The organism is Chitinophaga tropicalis (assembly GCF_009758205.1).
Taxonomy (GTDB): Bacteria; Bacteroidota; Bacteroidia; order Chitinophagales; family Chitinophagaceae; genus Chitinophaga; species Chitinophaga tropicalis.
In genome coordinates this window covers 1,194,393-1,216,847 of record NZ_WRXN01000001.1, presented here as the reverse complement: position 1 = coordinate 1,216,847, position 22,455 = coordinate 1,194,393, and the positions used below count along the sequence as shown (strand labels likewise).

Below are 22,455 nucleotides of genomic sequence, written 5' to 3'. Positions count from 1 at the left end.
TCTTAATAGGGAATAGCCCCCATTGATTGTTGCCAGTCAATTTTGCTGGAAAGCGTCTGAAATAATGCATTCAGATATGTCAGTTCAGCCGTTCTCAGGTTTGACTCGGCAGTAATTACGTTCAGGTAGGGAATTAAGCCCTGCTTATATTGCAGGTCAACAACAAAATACACGCGCCTTGCCATCGCTGCATTGTCTTTCGTCTGGTGCATGTTGTATATATTGCTTCTATAGCTTGCCAGGGCTGTAGCGTATTGTGAATAAATAGCAGACTTCAGATTGGTTTCACTTCTGTCAAGCACCTGTTCCTGGAGCTTTGAACGGCGCACATTCTGTACACGTGAAAACCCTGTAAATACCGGCAGGCTTACCGTCAATCCTATGATAGAGTTTGGATAAACAGTATTGTACAGTTTCGAGAATTCATTATTCTGATAAGCGTAATTGTAATTATAGAAGGCAGATAATGATGGCAGGAAATAAAGCTTCTGATAATAGTTGGTCAGCCGATGCTGCATGTCTTTTTGTACAAGCAATTGCTTCAGCTCTATGCGGTTTTCGTATTGCAATTGTCTGGTAGTATCTATCTCAATGTCTTTCAACATTTCTGTACTGTCGTAGCTGACATTGAATTGCTGTTCCTGCGGATATCCCATCAATTGCTTTAACGCTGCATACTGCGGCCATACACTTTCGTTTGCCTGTACCAGTTGTACCTTAGATGTATTAAGCGTGATAGTTGCCTGTTCATAATCGGTTTCGTCCACAATACCTCCTACATACTGGTGATAGGCAGTACGCATGCTTTCTCCCAGCCGGGCAGTATCTTCCTTAAGTACATCGATCTGCTGTAATGTAAGCAGCAAGCTGTAGAATGATTTGCTTACATTGGCCACCAGTTCGATCTTAGTGCTGTCCCTGCTTTGCCGGGCAGACTTTAAGTTAAGCGGTGCAATCCTGGCAGCATATACAAGACCGGGATTAAAAATAGCCTGCGTAACACCTATACCAGGCGTGGAAGTATTGGTAACGCTTGTTTTTACAGGCGTTTCAACACCGTTTATATTAGAGAGGGAAGTGGGTCGTTGAATGTAGTGATTAAGGTTACCTGTAACAGCTGCCTGCGGATACCATCCTGACAGGTTAACAGCATTGGTGGCTTTGGCAATGTCTGTTCTCAGCTGCGATTGTTGTAATGCAGGCTGGTTCTGTAGTGCATAACTGATACATTGCTCAAGCGATAAAGATGAGATTGTGTTATGCTCATTCTGACTGTAAGCCGGGAGAACCGCAGTAAGACAGAACAGGAATATGACCGATATATAACTTTTATGGGCTACCACTCTGTTTATTTATTGACCAAGGAAGTTTTTTTCACACTTCAACCATATGTTTCTTTGGACAACAGAGTAAGCAATAAGTTTAAATGAATTTGAGAAAATTTAGTGGCCAAACCCGGTTCCATCAAGGGAAGAGCGTAATTTACCGGCTATCATTCCACAGGTCCTCTGAACAATTTTAATGGTTTTTTAAGCTTCTTCTGTACATCTTCCGACGTTGATTTGCCGAACCTTGTAATGGCTGAAAGCCTTTAAGCTTTACACGAATTGGTCAGATTGAATTTATTGCCATAATATGTGAAAGGGAACAGCCCAGAGATTTTTGCCAAAGGGCACAACTTCTTTTCCTGAATACAAAACTATCCCACCAATAAATTCTTTCTCTGTAAGCTCTGCAAGTGTTTTAATGCCTTTGAAATCCTGAATATTGACTGATTCCGATTTTTTGATTTCTATAGCAAATACTGATCCGTCCGGTCTTTCCAGCACAAAATCCACTTCCTTACCATCACTTGTCCTGAAATGTAAAAGTTTTGCTCTTGTTTCGCTAAAAGTTAACAACTTAGTGAGTTCCGTGGCAATATAATTTTCCAGGATATGCCCGAAAAGATCTGGTTTGTTTTTTTCAATATCCTCCAGGTTCAAATCCAGTACATGACAGAGCAGCAATGTATCGGTCAGATAACCTTTGGGCGCTTTCACCAGACGCTTGCCTATGTTGCGATACCAGGGTTCAACATCGAAATTCAGGAACATCATCTTTAGAATGTTGCGGTAAAATTTCGAGGTTACAGGATTAAGGCCAAGATCACGGGCAATGTCCGCATCATTCAACAAGTTGCCGGCACGTGTTGCCAGAACACGCAGTAGATTAGGTAAGACAGATATTTTTTCGAGTTCTGCCAAAAGCCGCACATCACGTTGCAGGATAGTTGCTAAATACCCGTCGAACCAGATCCCACGCTCTGCCGCACTTTTATCAGCAATCTCAGGAAAGGTAGCAAGTTTCATGGCATCAACAACCCGTAACCCGCGATTACTGATATTAGTAAAATCAAAATTAAAAAGTCGGTCCAGACCATTGCCTTTACCCTGGGAAGCTTCCGCAGTGGAGAATGGGTAAAGTGTAAGCACTGTCATACGGCCAACAAGGGGATCGGATAATTTAGGTAAGGCCAAAATATTAGCGGACCCTGTTAATAAGTAACGACCATTTGCATTTGCCTTATCCTGTAGGCGTAATTCATCAACAACAACCTTAAGCGCACGGAATAATTCGGGGACAAGCTGCACCTCATCGATAATTAAGGTTTCTTTATAAGAGGATAAGAAATTTTCCGGCTCAGATGAAGCTGCTGCCATTTGTGTAGGACGGTCAAATGATACATAAGCTGCCGGTTCATCCTTGCTGCCGATTTGCTCCCGCAGCTTTTGGACAAGGGTGCTTTTGCCGGATTGTCTTGCTCCATTCATGAAAACCACAGGGCTGACTTTTAAAGCCTGTAGTAATCGGGGAGTGATATGGCGAGGCAATGTTTTCATAATTGCAAAAATAAAGACAACATTTATAATTTCAAAAGGCAATCTTTATCTTTGCAAGAAATAACGCAAAAGCTTTCCCCCCTCGGTCGACAGCGTCCTGTCTCATTTTGTATTTATAAGATTTGCCCTTACTTTGCACTTAATCTTTTTGTAATATTATAACTGTACACTAAACCTGGATTTATTACAGCAAACTGTCGCCATCAACAACCTGGCATTTAGATAAGCACTAAGATATCCTCCCCTCTTCTTTTTTCAGTTGAACAAAAACTCATTTTCCAAGCTCAAACGCAATTGTTATGAAGATCCAGTATTATGCCTTTTTAATATCTGTCACTTTAATGGGAGCATTAAACTCCTGTACCAAAAAAGAGAACCAGGTTATTCCGTTAGCATTACAGGACAGGCTGACTGCCGATGTTGTTGCAGCAGCTTTACCTGCCACGGGACAAAACCGGGTAGCCTACTATGCCTTTGATGCCACCCCGGTAAACCAGGGCATTCTGCCGCTCACCACTTTTACAGATAAAGCCAACATTGTAGTTGTTTTTGAAGGTACCTTATGGGAACTGGCCGATACCGTACATTATAACACGGGCTGGATGCAGAATGCCTACTACAAGAATAAAAAGCAGGTCCTGGATGACATCCAGACGCTCCGCTCCCGCGGCATAAAAGTACTGATGAACGTAGATGATGCCGCCTCATGGAGCACCGCTACTCCATTTACCACTTACAATGGAACTGCTTACAACTATGTGCAGTTTGCCTCCTTTATTAATACCTGTGTTAATACGGTGGGGTTTGACGGTATTTCACTGGATGTAGAGCATGGGGCTACTGACAATACAAACTACAGGAACCTGATAAAAGAGCTGGGAAAGTATTTCGGTCCGCTGTCGTCCGCCAGTGATTCGAAGATCTATACAGGCGCCTTTTATTCGGGGGGAGCGCCGGGCCCTATCTTCAGGGAGACCGCCCTTAGCCAGTACCTGAATTTTGTAATGGACATGGCCTATTTCAGTGATAATATGACCCGGTTCAATTACTGGGCGGCAACCCTTGGTAATTCGAAGGTCATGGATGGTATGTCTTATCAATACAACAGTCAAAGCAGCGCGGTTTCGCATGCCCAGTGGCACCCATCGCCAGATAAGGCAGGGATCATGGTATTTGCTGCCAATGTCAACAAAGCATATACCGATGCTATTTTTGATGCCCTGGGTACTGGTACCGGCGGGTCAGCAGATATTACCGACAATGGTGGCAGCATATTATCACAGTACACAGACTGGCCGGCCGGAGAAGATATTGCCAAACTTATTGACAACAGCACAAGTACAAAATACCTGACCTCCCATTCGGCAGCATGGGTACAGTTTCATGCCAACAGCGCTGCTGTAGCAAAAAGTTATACCATCACATCTGCCAATGATGTGCCTAACCGGGACCCAAGGAACTGGACGCTGCAGGGTTCAAATAACGGTACGTCCTGGACTACACTGGATACCCGTACAGGTCAAAGCTTTGCCAGCAGGTTCCTGAAAAAGACCTATACGTTCACCAATTCAACTGCATATTCCTATTACCGCCTGAATGTTACTGCGGTTCAAAGCGGGTCTGTTATGCAGATGTCTGAATGGGAATTACTGACAAATTAGGTAAGTAAAAGGGGGAGATATAATAAACAATTGAAATACAATAGTTTCAAAATAAGAGGGCCGCAAATAATTGCGGCCTTCCCTGTTTCAGGGTCAAAATGTAATTATTGTTGATATTGGCCAATTTTTGTATTTTTATGGCGCTGATTCTGCCCTATAGCTATAAAAATAATATTAATATATTCCAAAAGCAGATTTAGCCACAACATAACCTATCCATCTTCTGCAGTTAACATAACCTATCTCATCGTAAAGAGCCGGACTTTTTCCAATCCCATTACTATTAAATAATAGTGTCATGAAAAAAATGCTTATCACCTTCGGTGTTACGATGGTATTCTCAGTTTGCCTGAACAGGGCCTTTGCGCAGGAAACAGCTACAGCCACGGCTACAGCTACCATTGTAACCCCCATTGCCATTACCAAAACGGCAGACATGAACTTTGGGAACGTAGCTGTACAGTCAACTACCGGAGGAACTGTAGTATTACCCCCTTCAGCTACCCCAACCCGTACTACTACAAGTGGTGTTACACTTCCTGCCACAGTGGGAACAGTGACTGCTGCTGCTTTTGATGTAACAGGGGAAGATGGCTATACTTACAGTATAACTCTTCCTTCTTCCGTTACAATCACCAGCAATTCCAACAGCATGACTGTAAACGCTTTTACAAGCAGCCCTTCAGGCACCGGTACACTGACATCAGGCGCTCAAACCCTGTATGTAGGAGCCACCCTTGTTGTAGGTGCAGCACAGGCGGCAGGCACATATGTTTCCACCACGCCTTTTAATGTGACTGTCAATTACAACTGAGAACCGCACCCGTTAAATTGTCAACTATGAGAATAGCATCACTGCTGATGTACAATCTGTGCATCATCCAGGGATTATTTGTCCTTACCTGCCAGCCGGCAACGGCTCAGGGTAACCTGCTTATTACCCCCAGAAGAGTAGTATTTGACGGTTCGCAGCGTACCCAGGAACTGAACCTTGCCAATACAGGACAGGATACTGCCCGTTACCTTATTTCATTGATAGAGATCAGGATGAAGGAAGATGGCACTTTTGAGAACATTACCCAACCGGACTCAGGTCAGCGCTTTGCCAGCGGGCATATCCGCTTCTTTCCGCGGAGCGTGGTCCTGGGTCCCGGAGAAGCACAAATGGTTAAAGTACAAATAGAGAAAGCCGGAGAACTGCAACCTGGAGAATACCGTTCGCATATCTATTTCAGAGCAGCGCCGGATGAAAAACCGCTTGGAGAAGAGGCCCCTAAAGATGCGGTAGCTATTGCGGTTAAGCTTATTCCGCTATTTGGCATCAGTATACCGGTCATTATACAGGTAGGAGCTTCCAATGCAAAAGTACAGGTAACAGATCTCTCACTCTCCCACTCTAACGATACTATATCTAAACTCAGTTTAAACCTGCAACGGGAAGGAGATATGTCTGTGTATGGAGATATTACCGTCCGCTCTATTTCCGATCAGGGAAAAGCCATGCAGGTAGGATATGTAAAAGGAGTAGCCGTATATACACCCTGCCGGGTAAGACAGCTGAACATTCCTCTTTCAACAGGAAAGAAAGCGGATTACCGCAACGGAAAGCTACAGGTTACCTACACAGCAATGGTAAAAGGCAAACCGGTTGTTTTATCTGAAGCAGAACTGATGTTGCATTAACTGTATACTTATGAAGTCCGGAAGTAACAAAGGCCCCCTCATAACAGCAGTGATCTCTCTCCTGCTGTGGACCTTTGCTGCGCAGGCACAGACCAGCTGGAAAGGCACTGTCAGCACTGCCTGGAGTAATGCCGACAACTGGACAGCGGGGGTGCCCACTTCCTCCATAGATGCAGTTATAGGCGATGCCAGTTTTACCGGTGCTTTTCAACCTACCGTTAACCACTCAGCCGCCTGCAAGTCGCTCACCATCAGTGCTACAGGCTCACCAACGTTAACGATCAGCAAGAGCCTGACGGTGAACGGAGATGTTACCATTAATACCGGTGGCACTATTTCTCACAGGGGGGTGTCACTTACGGTTAAAGGTAACTGGAACAATGCAGGAACTTATACCACCAACTCTACCAATGCGAGGGTAAACTTTGCCGGCGTTACCCAAAGCATTAACGGTTCCGGCGCCAATCCTTTCCGGAAGGTTGCTATTAATGCGGGCAGTACGGTAACGTTAAACACGAATATTTCTGCTACCACTTCCGTTACGGTAGACGGTACTTTCATTCCTGCAGAAAGCGGTACTCCACCACAGGTATCAGGCAACGGAACCCTGAGTGTGGGAGCCAATGCCATACTGAAAGTGAATGCCTCTACTTTCAGCGCCAATTACAGTCTTTCAGGAGCAATAACACTCAGTGCAGGCAGCAGGGTGGAATACAGCGCCACGCTGGTAAACCAGACCATCCGCGAAAACCTCACCTATTCAACTCTTGCAATCAGCGGTTCGGGGACAAAAACTCCTGCCGGTAACCTGAATGCACTCAACTCCACCACGGCAAATACCGGCAATATCATTGTCAGTGCAGGTACGCTGGACCTGTCCACTTTCACTGCCAGCAGAGGTACAACAGTAGCCGGAGGTGCTCTTTCCGTCGCAAACGGCGCCACAATGAAAATCGGAGGTACCAACACCTTCCCGGCCAACTATGCTACACGCTCTCTCAGCCTGACCAGTACAGTAGAATATTCGGGTACCAACCAGACTGTTTCTGCGCAGACCTACGGTAATCTTACCCTTTCCAGCAGCAGCGGCGCAGCTGTAAAAACCATGCCCGGCACAGACTTTACCGTAGCAGGTAACCTGAGCAGCACTATAGGCGCCGGTACGTCTGTCAGTTATACTGCTGCTTCCAATATCACAGTAAGCGGAAATGTAAGCATAGGTGCTTCCACCACATTTAACGGCAGCAGCTTCACACATAATATTGCGGGCAACTGGGTCAATAACGGCACTTTTACCGGTAGTACAAGTAGTATCAACATGACCGGCGGTGGTTCGTCTATCAGTGGTACCGGTACACATAATTTCAATAATCTTTCCATACAGGCTTCCAATATTACCGCTGCAGCTACCAGCAGTCTTACAATAGGCGGCAACCTGGCTACCAGCGGCCCGGGAACTTTCACACACTCTTCAGGAGGCACCACTACTTTATCCGGCAGCACAAAGACCATTACAGGCTCGGGGATAGTATTCGATAATCTGACCGTTTCCGGCTCTGTCAGCACCAGCACCAGCTTTAATATTACCGGCAACCTGTCTGTAAGCGGTAGTTTAACCGCCAGCGGCGGACAGATCACCATGAGCGGAACATCCAAAACCATTTCAGGAGCGGGTACTATCAGTTTCAGCGGACTATCATTGACGGGAAGCATTACCACTACTGCTAATTTCTCTATAGCCTCATCTCTTGACGTGAGCGGCAGCTTCAGCGCATCTGCCGGTACCGCTACCTTTACAGGAACAAGTACGCTGAATGGTACCGCCAACCTGTTCAATGTAACATTGAACGGCACATCATTGCAACTGTCTACCAATGCTGTATTAGGCATTGCCGGTGCATATACCATTACCAGCGGCTCATTGAACGTTACGGCCACCACGCCGAATACCGTCAATTTCAACGGCACCGGAGCGCAAACTGTTACCAGCAGTTCTTATGGTCACCTGATCCTGTCTAACGGCAATACCAAAACTGCCGGTGGCGCCATTACCGTGAACGGAGATATTACCATTGCATCCTCCACAACATTCAACGCCTCTACCTTTACACATACTGTTCTGGGCAACTGGATCAATTCCGGCACTTTTACCGCTTCGTCCGGCACTATTGCATTTACCGGTACAAATAATGTTTCCATCAGCGGCGCCACCACATTCAATAACCTGACCATTAACAAATCTTCTTCCAGCGCTGAGGTAAGCCTGCTGAGCAATGTAAGCGTGGGTACGGTGAATATGACCACCGGCACCATCACTACAGGAAGCAATACACTGACTATGACCGTAACCCGCACAGGTAACGGCATCATCCTGGGTAATATACAACGCTCTCATAATTTCGGGATTGGCAGCTATGCTTTCGAAAGCCCGAATAATACCATTAACATTACCGGAATTGGCCTGGCTACGGGCTCTATCACCGTATCGGTCACCAAAGGTTCTATCAGTGATTTTCCCCGTCAGGCTTCTATCAACAGGCAGTATACCATAACCACCGGAGGGCTCCTGGTAATCCTCGGCGCTACATTACGTTTACACTATGAGGATGATGAACTGAATGGTAACAATGAAACAACTATGCAGCTATGGCGCAATACCAGTGGTAGCTGGAGCGCTACCAGCGGAAATACCAACAACGCAACATCCAACTATGTTGAGGTGGGTGTAGTGGGTAATGTTGACGGCCGGTGGACAATATCAGACGCCTCAAATGTAGCCAGGTGGAATGGTTCTGTAAGCAGTGACTGGTTCAATGCCGCCAACTGGACCAGCGTAACGGGAGCCCCTTCCCTGCCCCCCGGAACAAACGATATAGTGGAAATAGGCACTGCCGCCTTTACCAACGCACCGGTTATTAACAACAGCGCTACTGTAAAGAGTATCCTGTTCGGAAGCGCACAGGCAGCAACCCTTTCCCTGACCACAGGCGGCTCTCTCACCGTACGGGGAAACGTGAACGGCACGTGGAGCGGCAACGCTGCGCATACCATACAACTGAATGGCCTGCCCCTTACCGTTAACGGAGATATAGCACTGAGCGATGGCACCAGTGGCCATACCATCGGCCTCAACGCGGGCAGCAGCACTGTAAACATAACAGGATCACTTACACAAACAGGAGGCGCCAATATTACTTTCAGCGGAACAGGCGCACTCAATATAGGCAGCAACTTCAATTATACCAGCGGCACTTTTACTGCCGGCAATAGTACGGTTACTTACAATGGTACAGGCGCACAAACAGTTGCCGGATTGAGTTATTATAATCTTACTGTCAACAAAGCCACTGGTATTGCCGCTATCAACAGCAGCGCCACTATAAACGGACAAGCTGCAGTAACCGCCGGAGAGCTGGATATTAATGCTGCTACAACCATAACCGGAGATGTGACCATCAGTTCCGGGGCCATTCTGAATGGGGATGGAGTTGTTACCACAGTAGGCGGTAACTGGAACAACAGCGGGTCTTTCATTTCCCTGAGCGGTACTGTAGCTTTAAATGGTACAGGTACTCAGAATGTGTCAGCCACCACGTTCAATAACCTGACTGTCAATAAAACTTCGGGCAACGCTGTTCTTACCGGCAATGTGACTATCAATGGTAACCTGACAATTACCGCCGGTACGCTGAACCTGGCCTCATTTACGGCCAACCGCAGCTCTACAGGAGGTACACTTTCCCTGGCCAGCGGCACTACCCTCCTGGCAGGAGGAAGCAATAATTTCCCGTCTAACTATGTTACGTACACGCTAAACACAGGCAGTACAGTAAATTATAATAGCGCCGGGGCACAGTCTGTTGCAGGGGTGTCTTACGGACAGCTTATTCTCAGCAACGGCAATACCAAAACACTGGCTGCATCCGCTACGGTTAACGGAGATCTTACTATCGGCAGCGGGACTACATTCAGCGCTTCCAGCTTTACCATTAACCTGGGCGGCAACTGGTCTAACAGCGGCACCTTTGCCCCTGGCACCGGAACCCTTGTTCTGAACGGCAGTAGTAAAACCATCAGCGGCGCTACTACCTTTAACAAAGTAACTGTATATGGCAGCTATGCCGTAAGCGGCAGTGATATTATTTATAATGGTTTGCTGCTCGTTACCCCGTCAGGCTCTTATGATGGTGGGTCCGGACTGGCAACGCTGAACGGAGATCTTACCAACCAGGGAGTGCTGGTCAGTAACGGCACCACCACTTTTTCCGGCACTGCCGTACAGACCATCCGTTTTATCAATGCTGTAACATCAAATTCCAGCGGTATTATTAACTTCAACGGTACTGTTGCACCGGTACTTAATTCTACCAGCACCCCCACCTATGCGACCCTTAACATCAACAATACCGGGGGCGTGACCGCCAGTGTGAACTGGATTGTAGGGGTAGCTTTCAACATCAGCAGCGGCGCCACTTTTAACGGGGGGCCTTCAACACATACCATTTTCGGAAGTTTTACCAACAATGGTACCGTTACCAGCAGCGGCACACTCAACTTTACTCCTTTTACCCCTAAAACCATTCAACTGGCAGGCACCTCCTTTTCCAGTACAGGTACAGTAAATTTCGGTGGCACAGGAGCTATTACCGTTACCGGTACTCCGGCCACGCTCACCAATGTCTTCATTACCAACAGCAGTGGCGTTACACCTGGCGCCAACTGGAACATCGGGGGTAATTTCGTTATAAGCAGTATTGGTATTTTCAATGCAGGCAGCAATACATTTACCGTAGGCGGCGATCTTACTTCCGATGGTATGCTGAACGGAGGCACATCCTCCTTTACCATGAGCAGCGCTACAGGACAGTTGTCCGGCAGCGCCGGTACCACCTTTTATGATTTCATTGTAACAGGCACTATTACCGTCAACTCAGACTTCAATATCTCTCATAATTTTACCAACAATAATGCGATCGACGCCTCTATCGGCGCACCCAATTTTACCGGCAGCACTTCTTCCACCATTACCGGCAGCGCTTCATCTTTCACGCTGGCGCAGTTCACCATTACTAAAACCAATGCTACCGCTACACTGGCTAAGAGTATTACGGGCGTTACAGATATGCATCTTGAAAGCGGTACGCTGGACGATGGAGCACAGGTCATTACCCAGGATGCAGGCGGAGGCACACTTACAATAGAGGATAATGCTACTTTCAGGGTAACAGGCACCAACTCTTTGCCGGCGTTCGACGCTTACGCACTGGATACCCTCAGTACGGTTGAATACGCAGGTAGTACGCAGGCAATATCCACAGCCACAGCTTATGGCAATCTTACTGTTTCTACCACGGGCACCAAATCTGCCAGCGCTATCCTTCGCATCCTTAATAACTTTACACTCAGCAATGGTACTTTCTCTCCCGGCAGTTTTGCAGATACATTAGGCGGTAACTGGAGCATGACCAGCGGTACATTTACCAATACCGGTAATACCATTGTACTGGCAGGCGCCGGCACACAAACGATCACATCTACAGGAGCATTCAATAACCTTACGCTGAACAAAACTACAGGAACAACCACACTGTCTTCCAATATAACGGTGAACGGTATACTGAATTTTCTTAAAGGTGTTATTCAAACCAGCAGCAATACGGTGATATTGCCCTCCAGCGGTTCAGTGAGCGGCGCATCGCAATCAACAGGATGGGTGAACGGACGGCTGCAAAAGAACGTAGTCACAGGCACCAACGTAAGCCGTACTTTTGAAACCGGTGATGCTACCAACTATACGCCAGCTACATTGCTGTTTGCCAGTGTAAGCACTGCCGGCAATGTACTGACCAATGTAACAGCAACAGATCATCCCAGCGTGACATCATCCGGGATAGATGCAAGTAAAAGTGTGAACAGGTACTGGTCTTTCACTAACAGCGCTACTGTTTTCACCACTACAAGTATCACTGTCAACTGGAAAGCTGCAGATGTAGATGCAGGAGCTAATACTGCCAATTTCAAGGTAGGTGTTTATAATGGCAGCACATGGTCACTGCCTTCAGTAACTTCGCCGTTATCTACTTCTATACAGGCAACAGGCGTTGCTGTGCTGGGCGATGTTGCCATTGGCGAGTTACAAAATGTGGCTGTGTGGACCGGAGCAGTAAGCAGCAACTGGTATGTAGGAGGCAACTGGTCAACCGGCGCCGCTCCTCTCACATCCACCTCCGTGACCATTCCTTCTTCCCTTTCAACCTATCCTATTATTTCAACAGGCACGGCAGCCTGCAACAATATCACCATACAGTCCGGCGCTTCTGTTACAGTCAGCAATGCCACCCTGCAGATAGGCGGTGTTATTACCAATAGCGGCAGTATGGCTTCCGGCAGTGGTACTATAGAAATGAATGGTACGGTAGCGCAGACCATTCCTGCCGCATTGTTTACCGGCAACAGTATTCTCAATCTTACAATCAATAACAGCGCAGGTGTTACGCTGAGCGGCACGCTGTCTCTCAGTGGCATACTTTCCCCGCTTAGCGGCAGTTTCAATACAGGCGGTAATCTTACATTACTCTCTACCGCAAGTCAGACAGCATTGATCAGTGGTAGCGGTACAGGCAGTGTGCTGGGAAATGTGACCATGCAACGTTACCTGCCCAGCGCATTCGGCTACCGTTATATCAGCTCTCCTTTCCAGGCTGCTACTGTGAACCAGCTGGCTAATGACATTAATCTGAGCGCTACTTTTCCCACGCTTTATTACTATGATGAGAACCTGACCTCGCTGGGCTGGGTGCGTTATACCACCACTACCAATGTACTGAACCCCATGCAGGGGTATGCCGCCAATTTCGGATCATCTGCCGTTGTAAAAACAATGGATATTACCGGCGTGGTTAACAATGGTAACCAGTCTGCTACATTATATAACCGCAACCGTACCTATACGCTGGGCTTTAACCTGGTGGGAAATCCTTATCCGTCGCCGGTGGACTGGGACGCTGCCACCGGCTGGAGCCGCACCAATATTGACAATGCAGTATACTACTTCAATCCGGGTACTACAGATCAATATACTGGTACTTACAGTACCTACATCAATGGTGTTTCCAGCGATGGTGTTGCCAATAACATTATACCTGCCATGCAGGGCTTCTTTGTGCATGTAACGAATGGGACTTTCCCGGTAACAGGCACACTGGCTGTCAATAACAATGCACGGGTCAATAACCTGGGCCCCTCCTACCACCGTATGCCCGGCGCCGATGCACCGCTACTGCGGCTGGAAGCAGGTCTTAACGATGACGGTTATGCACCGGACCCTATGGTGGTCTACTTCCAGGAAACAGCCAGCAAGGGGTTTGAAGAGCATCTGGATGCCCTGAAGCTGATGAACACTGACCAGGTAACACCAGATCTATATACGGCGGCTGATGACGGGCAGCCGCTTTCCATCAATGCCCTGCCTTATCTGCAGGATAGCAGTACGGTCATCACCCTCTTTCTGAACAATAAAAAAAGAGGATGGATCACCTTTTATGCCCGCAGTATAGCCAGGCTACCGGATGGCTGGCATATTTACCTGAAAGACGATGTTGCCGGTGTACAACAGGACATACAGCACAATGCCAGGTACCGGGTATATCTGGATGCAGGTAAATATGATCAGCGGTTCAAGCTGGTATTCAGCCGTTATCCGTCAGAGCCACCTGCCGGCGCTGATGCCTTCCGCGCCTATAGCGCAGGTGGCAGACTGCATGTATACCTGCCGCTGCCCCCGGGAGAAAAAGGACAGGTTTCTGTCACCAACCTGCTGGGACAGGTATTATACCAGCAAACATTTACCACAGGCGGGAACTATGAGCTGGCGACAGGCTGGAGCAGCGGTATCTATATGGTAAACTATTTCTCAAAACAGGGCGTGCGCTCCAAAAAATTGCTGATAACAAATGAATAGATATTACCAGGGAATATTGTGCTGTTGCTTATCGCTGTTGTTATACGGGCATGCAGCCGCCCAGTCGCCGCCGCAACCGCCACGACCCATTGCCATTTATGTCAACCCCTCCCAGGGGTTGATATTCGGTGCATTTTTCCAGGGCATTGCAGGAGGTACGGTGATCGTTTATCCTGATGGCTCACGTTCAGTTACCGGCGATATTGTGCAGGCTAATCTTGGAATGCCTTATTCTCCTGCCATTTTCGAAATAGAGGCTCAGTCCGGCACCCTCATATCTATATTGAACGGTCCGGACGTGACCCTGCATGGCAGCAACGGAGGCGCTATTATCCTGCATGTAGGCACTTCCAGTACAGGGTCACCTTTCATCACAACTGTTGCTCCACCGGGACGCACCCAGGTCCGGGTGGGCGGAACACTTACCATAGGAAGTCCGCTGGCTAACCCTCCCGGCGCCTATAGCGGTACATTCTCTGTAACGTTTATACAGGAATAGAACGGAATGGAGAGACAGAATGCACATATTACCCATAGGGCTATACGCTACCTGTTATGCATGCTCATCTGTGTAATGGCAATGGCATCCGTTTCCCGGGCAGGCCCGGAAGATCCTGAGTACGATGAAACTTCCATTTACCTGATGGTGCAGGATATAGGCGGTATTGAGGTGACCGCCCTTATTAACGGAGAGAATTTATATCTGCCTGTTGCAGATCTCTTTGAGTTCCTGAAAATAAGAAATACGCTTTCTGTAAACCGGGATTCTGTGACCGGCACTTTCATCCGGCAGGAAGCCGCCTACCTGGTTGACTATACACAGCAACGTATACTTTATGAGGGAAAGGTATTTAAATTACAACCCCAGGATATTATCCGTACCAATTCCAACCTGTACCTGAAGCTGCCTTATTTTGACCAGGTATTTGGCCTTAGCGGCAAATTCAATTTCCGCAGCCTTTCTGCTACTATCACCTCCAAAGTGGAATTGCCAGCCATACGGGAACGGCGGCTGGAAGAAATGCGGCGCAACATCAGCCGGTTGAAAGGGGAGTTAAAGGCCGATACCAGCTTTGGAAGCAAACGGCCGCTATTCCATTTTGGTATGGCTGACTGGTCGGTGATAGCCACACAACGCATTAACAGTACCAACGATACCCGTGTTAACCTTTCTTTGGGTGGTATAGTAGCAGGGGGAGAAACTACCGTATCATTGAATTATAACAATTACTACAGCAGCAGCAATCTGCCCGATATTTATAAAGAAAGCGGTATCAGCCATCCGTTTGATGAAAGATTACAGTTCTACCGCTGGCGCTATGTAAACAATGACTGGAAAGCAGTGAGGCAGATACTGGCAGGGAAAATATATGCTAATTCCACCTCCACCATTTATGCCCCGATAGTAGGTATGCAGCTCACCAATACGCCCAGTACCTTCCGCCGCTCCTACGGGTCCTATACGCTGAGCAATTACACCAATCCCGGGTGGACGGTAGAGCTTTACATCAACGGTATACTGGTAGACTATACAGTAGCCGATGCTGCCGGTTTTTATACCTTCCAGGTGCCGCTGGTATATGGCAATACCCAGGTCCGCCTGCGGTTTTATAGTCCCTGGGGAGAAGAGCGCAGCAGCGAAATGCTGATGAATGTCCCCTTTAATTTCCTGCCCGCAGGTACTTTCGAATATACCGTCAGCGGAGGCATTGTCCAGGACGGGCATCAGACCAAATTTGCAAGAACGGAGGGCAACTATGGCGTGAACCGCTACCTGGCCCTGGGTGCAGGTACAGAATACCTTTCCTCTATTGTACGGGACAATCATATGCCATTTGTGACCGCTTCCCTCCGCCTGGCCAATAATCTGCTGCTAAGCGGAGAATATACCCATGGGGTACGGGGAAATGGTATTTTCAGTTACCGGCACCGCTCACAACTGGAGGTGGAAGCCCGTTACACCCGTTATAAAAGAGGGCAGCAGGCCATTAACTTCAATTACCTGGAAGAGCGGAGGCTAACGCTTGCAAGGCCTTTTACTACTAAAACCTTCTCCCTGTTCACCCGGGTTATGCTGAACCAGATAATTTTACCCGGCACCAGGTATACGACAGCAGAGGGTATGGTATCCGGCGCATTGGGAGGCATTGGCGCCAATTTCTCTACCTATGGTCTTTTTGCGAAGGACCAGCGTCCTTATGTTTACAGCACTCTTTCCCTTTCCATTCCTGTGCCGTCACAGCGGGCGCTGATAACGCCTCAGGTACAGTATGAATACAATAAATCACGTGTTATCTCGATAAGATGTGAGATAGGCAAATACATATTTTACCGTGGTTACCTGAACCTCTTCTACGAGCAGAATTACCGTAGTGATATAAATAACATAGGGCTCAGCCTGCGTTATGACCTCTCATTCGGCCAGATTGCCATTTCTGCCCTGCGGGGCAACAGGAACAGCACCCTGGTACAGGCTGTCCGGGGCGGGTTCATATATGATGCCGGCACTCATTTCTTTACCGCCAATAACCGGATCAATACGGGTACCGGCGGGATAGTGCTGCAACCTTTCCTGGACCTGAACAGTAACGGGCGCTGGGATAAGGGGGAGATAAAAGTATCCGGTATAAAAGTAAATATTAATACCGGCCGTATTATAACGGACGACCGGGACACTACCGTCCGGATACTGGAACTTACTCCCTATACTACTTATTATGTAGACCTGGGCCGCAGTAATTTTGACAATATTGCATGGAAACTGGCCTGGAGCTCAATGAATGTGACTATAGATCCACACCGGTTAAAGCCTATCCAGGTACCTGTACTGGTAATGGGAGAAGTATCGGGTAAGGTATACCTGCAGACTAAAGACGAACGGAAGGAGATGGCCCGTGTTACTGTCTGTTTTTACCGGAAAAACGGCAGTCTGGCGGCCAAAACGCTGAGCCAGGCAGATGGGTATTTCAGTTTCCTGGGCCTGGCCCCTGGTAGATATACCGCCCGTATAGATGCCGATCAGTTGCAGAAACTGCGTCTGAAAGCAGAGCCGGCAAGCATACCTTTTAGTATAAAGCCCAAAATGGACGGAGACATAGTAGAAGGGCTTGAGTTTGTGCTGCATTGACCCGCTATTCTGCAAACAATTAATTACCAGTTTGAAAGTTACAGATTCCCAAATTAATAAATATGTTGGCTTGCGGCCAAACTTCAGCTGTTTTTTCAAAATATACATTACCTTTGCCGTCCTTAAACTTTTTGGAAACCAATTCTAAAAAGCTTAAGGGCTGAAAGATTGCCATTAAGGCGCTAAGTCACCAAGCAACCTCCTCAACAACTGCCATTCCTTCGTGCCTTTGTGACTTCATGGCAGAAATTCAAACAAGGAATTATTATTGCTTCATACAAGAAATTTTATTTTAAACTATTATGGCAACCGTTACCAGAGAAAACATCGGTTTATTGAATGATAAGATCACTGTGAAAGTGAGCCAGGAAGATTACCTTCCCAATTTTGACAAAGCAGTAAAGCAGCTCAGTAAAACCGCCAATATACCAGGCTTCCGTAAAGGAATGGTACCTGCGGGCATGGTAAAGAAAATGCACGGTCAGGCCATTTTTGCTGATGAGATACTGAAAACTGTGGAGAAAGAGCTCATGGGATACATTCAGAATGAAAAACTGGAGATCTTTGCACAGCCGCTTTCCCTGGATAAAGAGGCCAAAAACTTTGACCACAACAGCCCTGCTGAATATGACTTCGCTTTCGAAGTAGGTTTAAAACCAAATTTCAGCGTTACTCCCCTGGAGGATGGTAAAACATCCCTGGTCCGTTACAGGATCAAAGCTACCCCTGAAATGGTAAACGAAGAAGTTGAGCGTTTACAGCTGAGAGGCGGTAAATCCAACGAAGTTGAGGCTGTTACCGAAGATGACAACGTTCTGTATCTGACAGCTGAAGAAGCAGATGCTCAGGGTAATGTGATTGAAGGTGGCCATACAAAAGAAACTTCTTTCCTGTTTAAGAACTTTACTGCTGCTGCTCAGGCACAGCTGAAAGGCAAGAAAAAGGATGACAGCATCGTGATCAAAGCTGCGGATGCGGTAGATGCTGACAAACTGAACTGGTTCCTGCATGATGTACTGGGCCTGCATGGTGATTCAGCTGAGAAATACTTTAAGCTGACCATCACTAAAATAGAACTGATAGAAAAAAGAGAACTGAACGAAGAGTTCTTCAAGGAAGTATTCCCTGCTGAAACTATTGCTACGGAAGAAGCTTTCCGTGACAAACTCCGTTCTGAAATAGAAAAATCCTGGGACGCAGAAAGCCGTAACCACCTGCACAACGAATTATTTGAAGTGCTGGTTCACGAGACACCTATTGAACTGCCCAAAGATTTTCTGAAACGTTGGCTGCAGACCGGCGGTGAGAAACCAAAGACTGCTGAAGAAGCTGACAAAGAATATCCTGGTTTTGATCATCAGTTACGCTGGACACTGATCAGCGATAAACTGATCCGCGAAAATAAGCTGGACGTATCTTTCGAAGAAGTGAAAGAGAGCGCCAAACAGAAAGTAATGGGCTATTTTGGTGGCGCTGCCGCTACAGATGGTGCAGACTGGCTGGACAGCTACCTGGAGCGCCTGCTGCAGGACGAGAAATTTGTGGACCAGACCTACCGCGAGATGGTGACCCAGAAACTGTTTGATTGGGCAGAAAATAAGGTAAATGTGAAGGAAGAGGAAATTACAGCCGAAGAATTTGCTAAATTACCTAATAAACATCACCATCATGAACATTAATAACGAATTCAGGAAATATGCCATCCAGCATAGAGGGATCAGCAGCCTGGTAGTAGATAGCTATACCCGTCATCAGATCAATGCCTTAACGCCCAATATCATCGAGGAACGCCCGATGAACATGGCGATAATGGACGTGTTTTCCCGTTTAATGATGGACCGCATCATTTTTATGGGAGATCCTGTAAATGACTACGTAGCTAATATTATCACAGCCCAGCTGTTGTTCCTTGAATCTACAGACCGTACCCGTGATATCCAGATGTATATCAACAGCCCCGGTGGTAGTGTTTATGCAGGTTTAGGTATATACGACACCATGCAGATCATCGCTCCTGATGTAGCTACTATCTGTACCGGTATGGCAGCCTCTTTCGGCGCTGTACTGCTGGTAGCTGGTACAAAAGGTAAGCGTACTGCCCTGAAACATGCCAGGGTAATGATACACCAGCCTCATGGTGGCGCTGAAGGCCAGACCTCCGATATCGAAATCACTGCACGTGAGTTCGTTAAGCTGAAAAAAGAGCTGAACGAGATCATTGCCGGCCATTGCGGTCAGCCAGTGAAGAAAGTAGAAAAAGATTCTGACCGTGACTACTGGATGACTGCCGATGAAGCTAAAGAATATGGTATCATTGACGACGTTCTTACCAGGAATCCGAGAAAACAGGATAATACTACCCCTCAGCAGTAACAAGAGGGATGTTTTTTAAATTTATATACTACTGAAAACGTAGTAGTAAGGAAAAGGGTGCAAACAACAACTTTGCACCCTTTTTACGTACCTTTGTAAGCTATGAAAGAGTCCAAAATACGTTGCTCATTCTGCAACCGTTCCAAAGAAGAAGTGCAGATACTGATTGCTGGTGCAGATGGCCATATTTGTGAGAACTGTGTAGCCAACGCACAGGAGATCATAGAACAGGAGCTGTTCCATCAGCAGGGCAAAAAAACGCCTTCTCACTTCGTGCCTAAAGTGGCAAAACCGGTAGAGATCAAGAAATTCCTGGACGAATATGTGATTGGACAGGATGATGCAAAGAAAATACTGGCTGTGGCCGTTTATAACCACTATAAACGCCTCAACCAACAGGTAGGAGATGATGATGTGGAGATCGAGAAATCAAACATTATCATGGTAGGTGAAACCGGTACCGGCAAAACCCTGCTGGCCAAGTCAATTGCCCGCCTTCTCAATGTACCCTTTACCATTGTAGACGCTACCGTATTTACGGAAGCCGGCTATGTAGGTGAAGACGTTGAAAGCATACTGACCCGCCTGCTGCAGGTATGTAACTATGATGTAGAGGCCGCTGAACGCGGAATCGTGTACATAGATGAGATCGATAAAATTGCCCGTAAAAGCGATAATCCTTCCATCACCCGCGACGTTAGCGGCGAAGGCGTACAACAGGGCCTCCTGAAGCTCCTGGAAGGTACAGAAGCGCTGGTTCCCCCACAGGGCGGCCGTAAACACCCTGAACAGAAACTGATCAAGGTAAATACCCAGAACATCCTGTTCATCTGTGGTGGTGCTTTTGATGGTGTTGATAAGATCATCAGCCGCAGGGTACAGACACATTCTATCGGCTTCACTGTCAACAAAGAAAAAGAAGAAGAGAACAAGAAACACATACTTCGCTACATCAATTCACAGGACCTGAAAGCATTTGGCCTCATTCCAGAATTGCTGGGACGTTTGCCGGTAGTAACCTACCTCAACTCCCTGGATAATGAAGCGCTGAAAGCGATCCTGACAGAACCGAAGAACGCACTGGTAAAACAATACAAGAAACTCTTCAAAGTAGAAGGAATTGACCTGGTAGTAGAAGATGACGCTGTGGATTATATCGTTGAAAAAGCAATGGAATATAAACTGGGCGCGCGTGGTCTCCGTTCTATCTGTGAAGTGGTACTCAGCGATGCTATGTTTAACCTGCCTTCTTCCGATGCAAGTACATTTGTACTGTCAAGGGCCTATGCCGAAGAAAAGCTTGATAAGTCTACCCTGGTAACACTGAAAGTTGCCTAAGGGAATTATCGATATTAAAAAGGCGGATCAGTGATGATCCGCCTTTTTTATTGATTCGTTAACCCTGTATGTAAATTTCTTACCGGCAATATCCTCACAGAACAGGTCAAACCTGTAGCTACTCTCAGCATCATCCCCTTTTACCTGAAATAAAGCGATTCCCCCTCTTCCCAGTATAATAGGAAATGGCTCAGAGAATTTAATATTATGAAGGCTGTCATTCATATCAAGGATCTTTACCGAGTTTTTAGTACACACCTTGTAAAGTATATATCCAGGTCCATATCCTTCTGTTTTGACAGATAGGTAATGTTTTAACTCTCCTCCTGTAACAGTCATTATTTCCTCAAGCCATTTACTCTCTTCACCCTTCAGCATCCCCTTCAGCTTTTGTTTGCTGAACCATAAGGAATCTCTCTCCGCAGCAGGCTCTGCAAACTCAGTCAGGACATCGGCCGTATCAGGCCTTTCCGGAAAAAAATTCCTCATTACAGAAAGCCGTAGTGAATCACCCTTTATGGCAATTACTTTTGCAGCTTTCCGCCCATCCCAAAAGAGCATATAATAGTCATTCAGCGTAGCATGCTGAATACGTTCCCATTTCTGGTCACGTTCCTCTTCCTTCTGCTTATCACTCAGGTAACGTGAATAACTTTCTTCGATCTTCACAACGATCATATTAATTATAACAACCATCATGGCCGCTATCAATATCAATGACCCTGTATACGCCCATAGAGACATTTTCGGATTACCGCCAATCCGCACCAGCTCTGCCTCCCTCTGTGGAGAAACATGATATAACTTGTCATCCTTCTTCCTCACATACCATCCTTTGTCAGTACCAATAAAGGGGATCCAGAAAAGGTGAAAATACTCCTGAATAAACTCGAAATATTTTATGTCCGGGTTGGGTGGGTTGATACCAAGCTCCTGCTGGGTTACAATCTTCCGGGCAAAATTTCCTCTGCCGTAAACGATAAACATAGATATAGGTATAGGTATTGAAACGAAGCTCAAATTACCATTATTTACAATATCTCTTACTGCAATATTTTCTCTTTACCTTTAAACAAAGTAAATAAATATGGACCTCTTAAAAGAACTAAAAGAAAAAGCAGGACTTACCAATGAGCAGGCATTAAAAACCTTCGAGATCCTGAAAGAATATGTAAGTGGTAAAGTGCCTGTCTTTCTTGCAGGTACTGTAGAGAAATGGTTTAACGATATTGAGAAAAGAGCCGGACAGGCAGAAGATAAGAAAGAAGATGATTTCCTGGAACACTAACGGTGTGAACAAACAAATAATTCAAAAGCCGCTCCGGTCAACTGACTGAAGCGGCTTTTCCATTTCAACTTACAGAAGAAAAAAAGCATCCGCTGATAGCGGATGCCCTTTCCTTGGGTTGCGTAAAGTTGTTTCGATTGTCT

At 46.7% G+C, this 22,455-nt stretch carries 13 protein-coding genes; 10 read left to right on the top strand and 3 right to left on the bottom strand.

What is annotated here, in order from left to right; genetic code table 11:
• Positions 1–2 precede the first annotated feature (2 nt).
• Together GO493_RS05160 and GO493_RS05155 are read right to left on the bottom strand one after the other, a co-directional pair.
• The gene (locus GO493_RS05160; protein ID WP_157305026.1) at positions 3–1,343 is read right to left on the bottom strand and encodes a TolC family protein; all 1,341 of its coding nucleotides are present in this window, start codon (positions 1,341–1,343) and stop codon (positions 3–5) included.
• A 279-nt stretch (positions 1,344–1,622) separates the two neighbouring features.
• The gene (locus tag GO493_RS05155; RefSeq protein ID WP_157305025.1) at positions 1,623–2,882 is read right to left on the bottom strand and encodes an ATP-binding protein; all 1,260 of its coding nucleotides are present in this window, start codon (positions 2,880–2,882) and stop codon (positions 1,623–1,625) included.
• Positions 2,883–3,181: 299 nt separating this feature from the next.
• Between GO493_RS05155 and GO493_RS05150 the strand changes: the two genes are divergently transcribed.
• The 9 genes from GO493_RS05150 to clpX all read left to right on the top strand — a co-directional run bounded on the left by GO493_RS05150 (position 3,182) and on the right by clpX (position 21,024).
• Positions 3,182–4,543, top strand: a complete 1,362-nt coding sequence (locus tag GO493_RS05150) for an EndoS/ChiA family endoglycosidase (RefSeq protein ID WP_157305024.1) — start codon at positions 3,182–3,184, stop codon at positions 4,541–4,543.
• 298 nt (positions 4,544–4,841) lie between these two features.
• On the top strand, positions 4,842–5,357 hold the full coding sequence (locus tag GO493_RS05145) for a DUF4402 domain-containing protein (protein ID WP_157305023.1): 516 nt from the start codon (positions 4,842–4,844) through the stop codon (positions 5,355–5,357).
• 26 nt (positions 5,358–5,383) lie between these two features.
• On the top strand, positions 5,384–6,226 hold the full coding sequence (locus GO493_RS05140; protein WP_157305022.1) for a fimbrial biogenesis chaperone: 843 nt from the start codon (positions 5,384–5,386) through the stop codon (positions 6,224–6,226).
• 10 nt (positions 6,227–6,236) lie between these two features.
• Entirely contained in the window at positions 6,237–14,186 is a 7,950-nt protein-coding gene (locus GO493_RS05135) for a T9SS type A sorting domain-containing protein (protein ID WP_157305021.1), read from the top strand.
• On the top strand, positions 14,179–14,685 hold the full coding sequence (locus tag GO493_RS05130; RefSeq protein ID WP_157305020.1) for a DUF4402 domain-containing protein: 507 nt from the start codon (positions 14,179–14,181) through the stop codon (positions 14,683–14,685). Before GO493_RS05135 ends, GO493_RS05130 begins: the two co-directional genes overlap by 8 nt.
• 6 nt (positions 14,686–14,691) lie before the next feature.
• Positions 14,692–17,313 (top strand): hypothetical protein, encoded by a 2,622-nt coding sequence (locus GO493_RS05125; protein ID WP_157305019.1) that lies wholly within the window; start codon positions 14,692–14,694, stop codon positions 17,311–17,313.
• Positions 17,314–17,615: 302 nt separating this feature from the next.
• Positions 17,616–18,992 (top strand): trigger factor, encoded by a 1,377-nt coding sequence (tig, locus tag GO493_RS05120; protein ID WP_157305018.1) that lies wholly within the window; start codon positions 17,616–17,618, stop codon positions 18,990–18,992.
• Positions 18,982–19,686, top strand: a complete 705-nt coding sequence (clpP, locus tag GO493_RS05115; protein WP_157305017.1) for an ATP-dependent Clp endopeptidase proteolytic subunit ClpP — start codon at positions 18,982–18,984, stop codon at positions 19,684–19,686. Before tig ends, clpP begins: the two co-directional genes overlap by 11 nt.
• Positions 19,687–19,788: 102 nt before the next feature.
• Positions 19,789–21,024, top strand: coding sequence for an ATP-dependent Clp protease ATP-binding subunit ClpX (gene clpX / locus GO493_RS05110; RefSeq protein ID WP_157305016.1), 1,236 nt, complete (start codon positions 19,789–19,791; stop codon positions 21,022–21,024).
• Positions 21,025–21,051: 27 nt separating this feature from the next.
• On the opposite strand, the gene GO493_RS05105 is transcribed toward clpX, so the two are convergent.
• Positions 21,052–22,011 carry a hypothetical protein gene (locus tag GO493_RS05105; protein ID WP_157305015.1) on the bottom strand — a complete coding sequence of 320 codons (960 nt, stop codon included), beginning with the start codon at positions 22,009–22,011 and terminating at the stop codon, positions 21,052–21,054.
• 100 nt (positions 22,012–22,111) lie between these two features.
• Here GO493_RS05105 and GO493_RS05100 point away from each other — a divergent pair, with 100 nt between their 5' ends.
• Positions 22,112–22,312, top strand: a complete 201-nt coding sequence (locus GO493_RS05100; protein ID WP_157305014.1) for a hypothetical protein — start codon at positions 22,112–22,114, stop codon at positions 22,310–22,312.
• The last annotated feature ends 143 nt before the right edge of the window (positions 22,313–22,455 follow it).

Bases quoted from the DNA above. Each gene is read 5' to 3' on its own strand.
- GO493_RS05155 (WP_157305025.1), bottom strand. From the start codon at position 2,882: ATGAAAACATTGCCTCGCCATATCACTCCCCGATTACTACAGGCTTTA.
- GO493_RS05150 (WP_157305024.1), top strand. From the start codon at position 3,182: ATGAAGATCCAGTATTATGCCTTTTTAATATCTGTCACTTTAATGGGA.
- GO493_RS05145 (WP_157305023.1), top strand. From the start codon at position 4,842: ATGAAAAAAATGCTTATCACCTTCGGTGTTACGATGGTATTCTCAGTT.
- GO493_RS05140 (WP_157305022.1), top strand. From the start codon at position 5,384: ATGAGAATAGCATCACTGCTGATGTACAATCTGTGCATCATCCAGGGA.
- GO493_RS05135 (WP_157305021.1), top strand. From the start codon at position 6,237: ATGAAGTCCGGAAGTAACAAAGGCCCCCTCATAACAGCAGTGATCTCT.
- GO493_RS05130 (WP_157305020.1), top strand. From the start codon at position 14,179: ATGAATAGATATTACCAGGGAATATTGTGCTGTTGCTTATCGCTGTTG.
- GO493_RS05125 (WP_157305019.1), top strand. From the start codon at position 14,692: ATGGAGAGACAGAATGCACATATTACCCATAGGGCTATACGCTACCTG.
- tig (WP_157305018.1), top strand. From the start codon at position 17,616: ATGGCAACCGTTACCAGAGAAAACATCGGTTTATTGAATGATAAGATC.
- clpP (WP_157305017.1), top strand. From the start codon at position 18,982: ATGAACATTAATAACGAATTCAGGAAATATGCCATCCAGCATAGAGGG.
- clpX (WP_157305016.1), top strand. From the start codon at position 19,789: ATGAAAGAGTCCAAAATACGTTGCTCATTCTGCAACCGTTCCAAAGAA.
- GO493_RS05105 (WP_157305015.1), bottom strand. From the start codon at position 22,011: ATGTTTATCGTTTACGGCAGAGGAAATTTTGCCCGGAAGATTGTAACC.
- GO493_RS05100 (WP_157305014.1), top strand. From the start codon at position 22,112: ATGGACCTCTTAAAAGAACTAAAAGAAAAAGCAGGACTTACCAATGAG.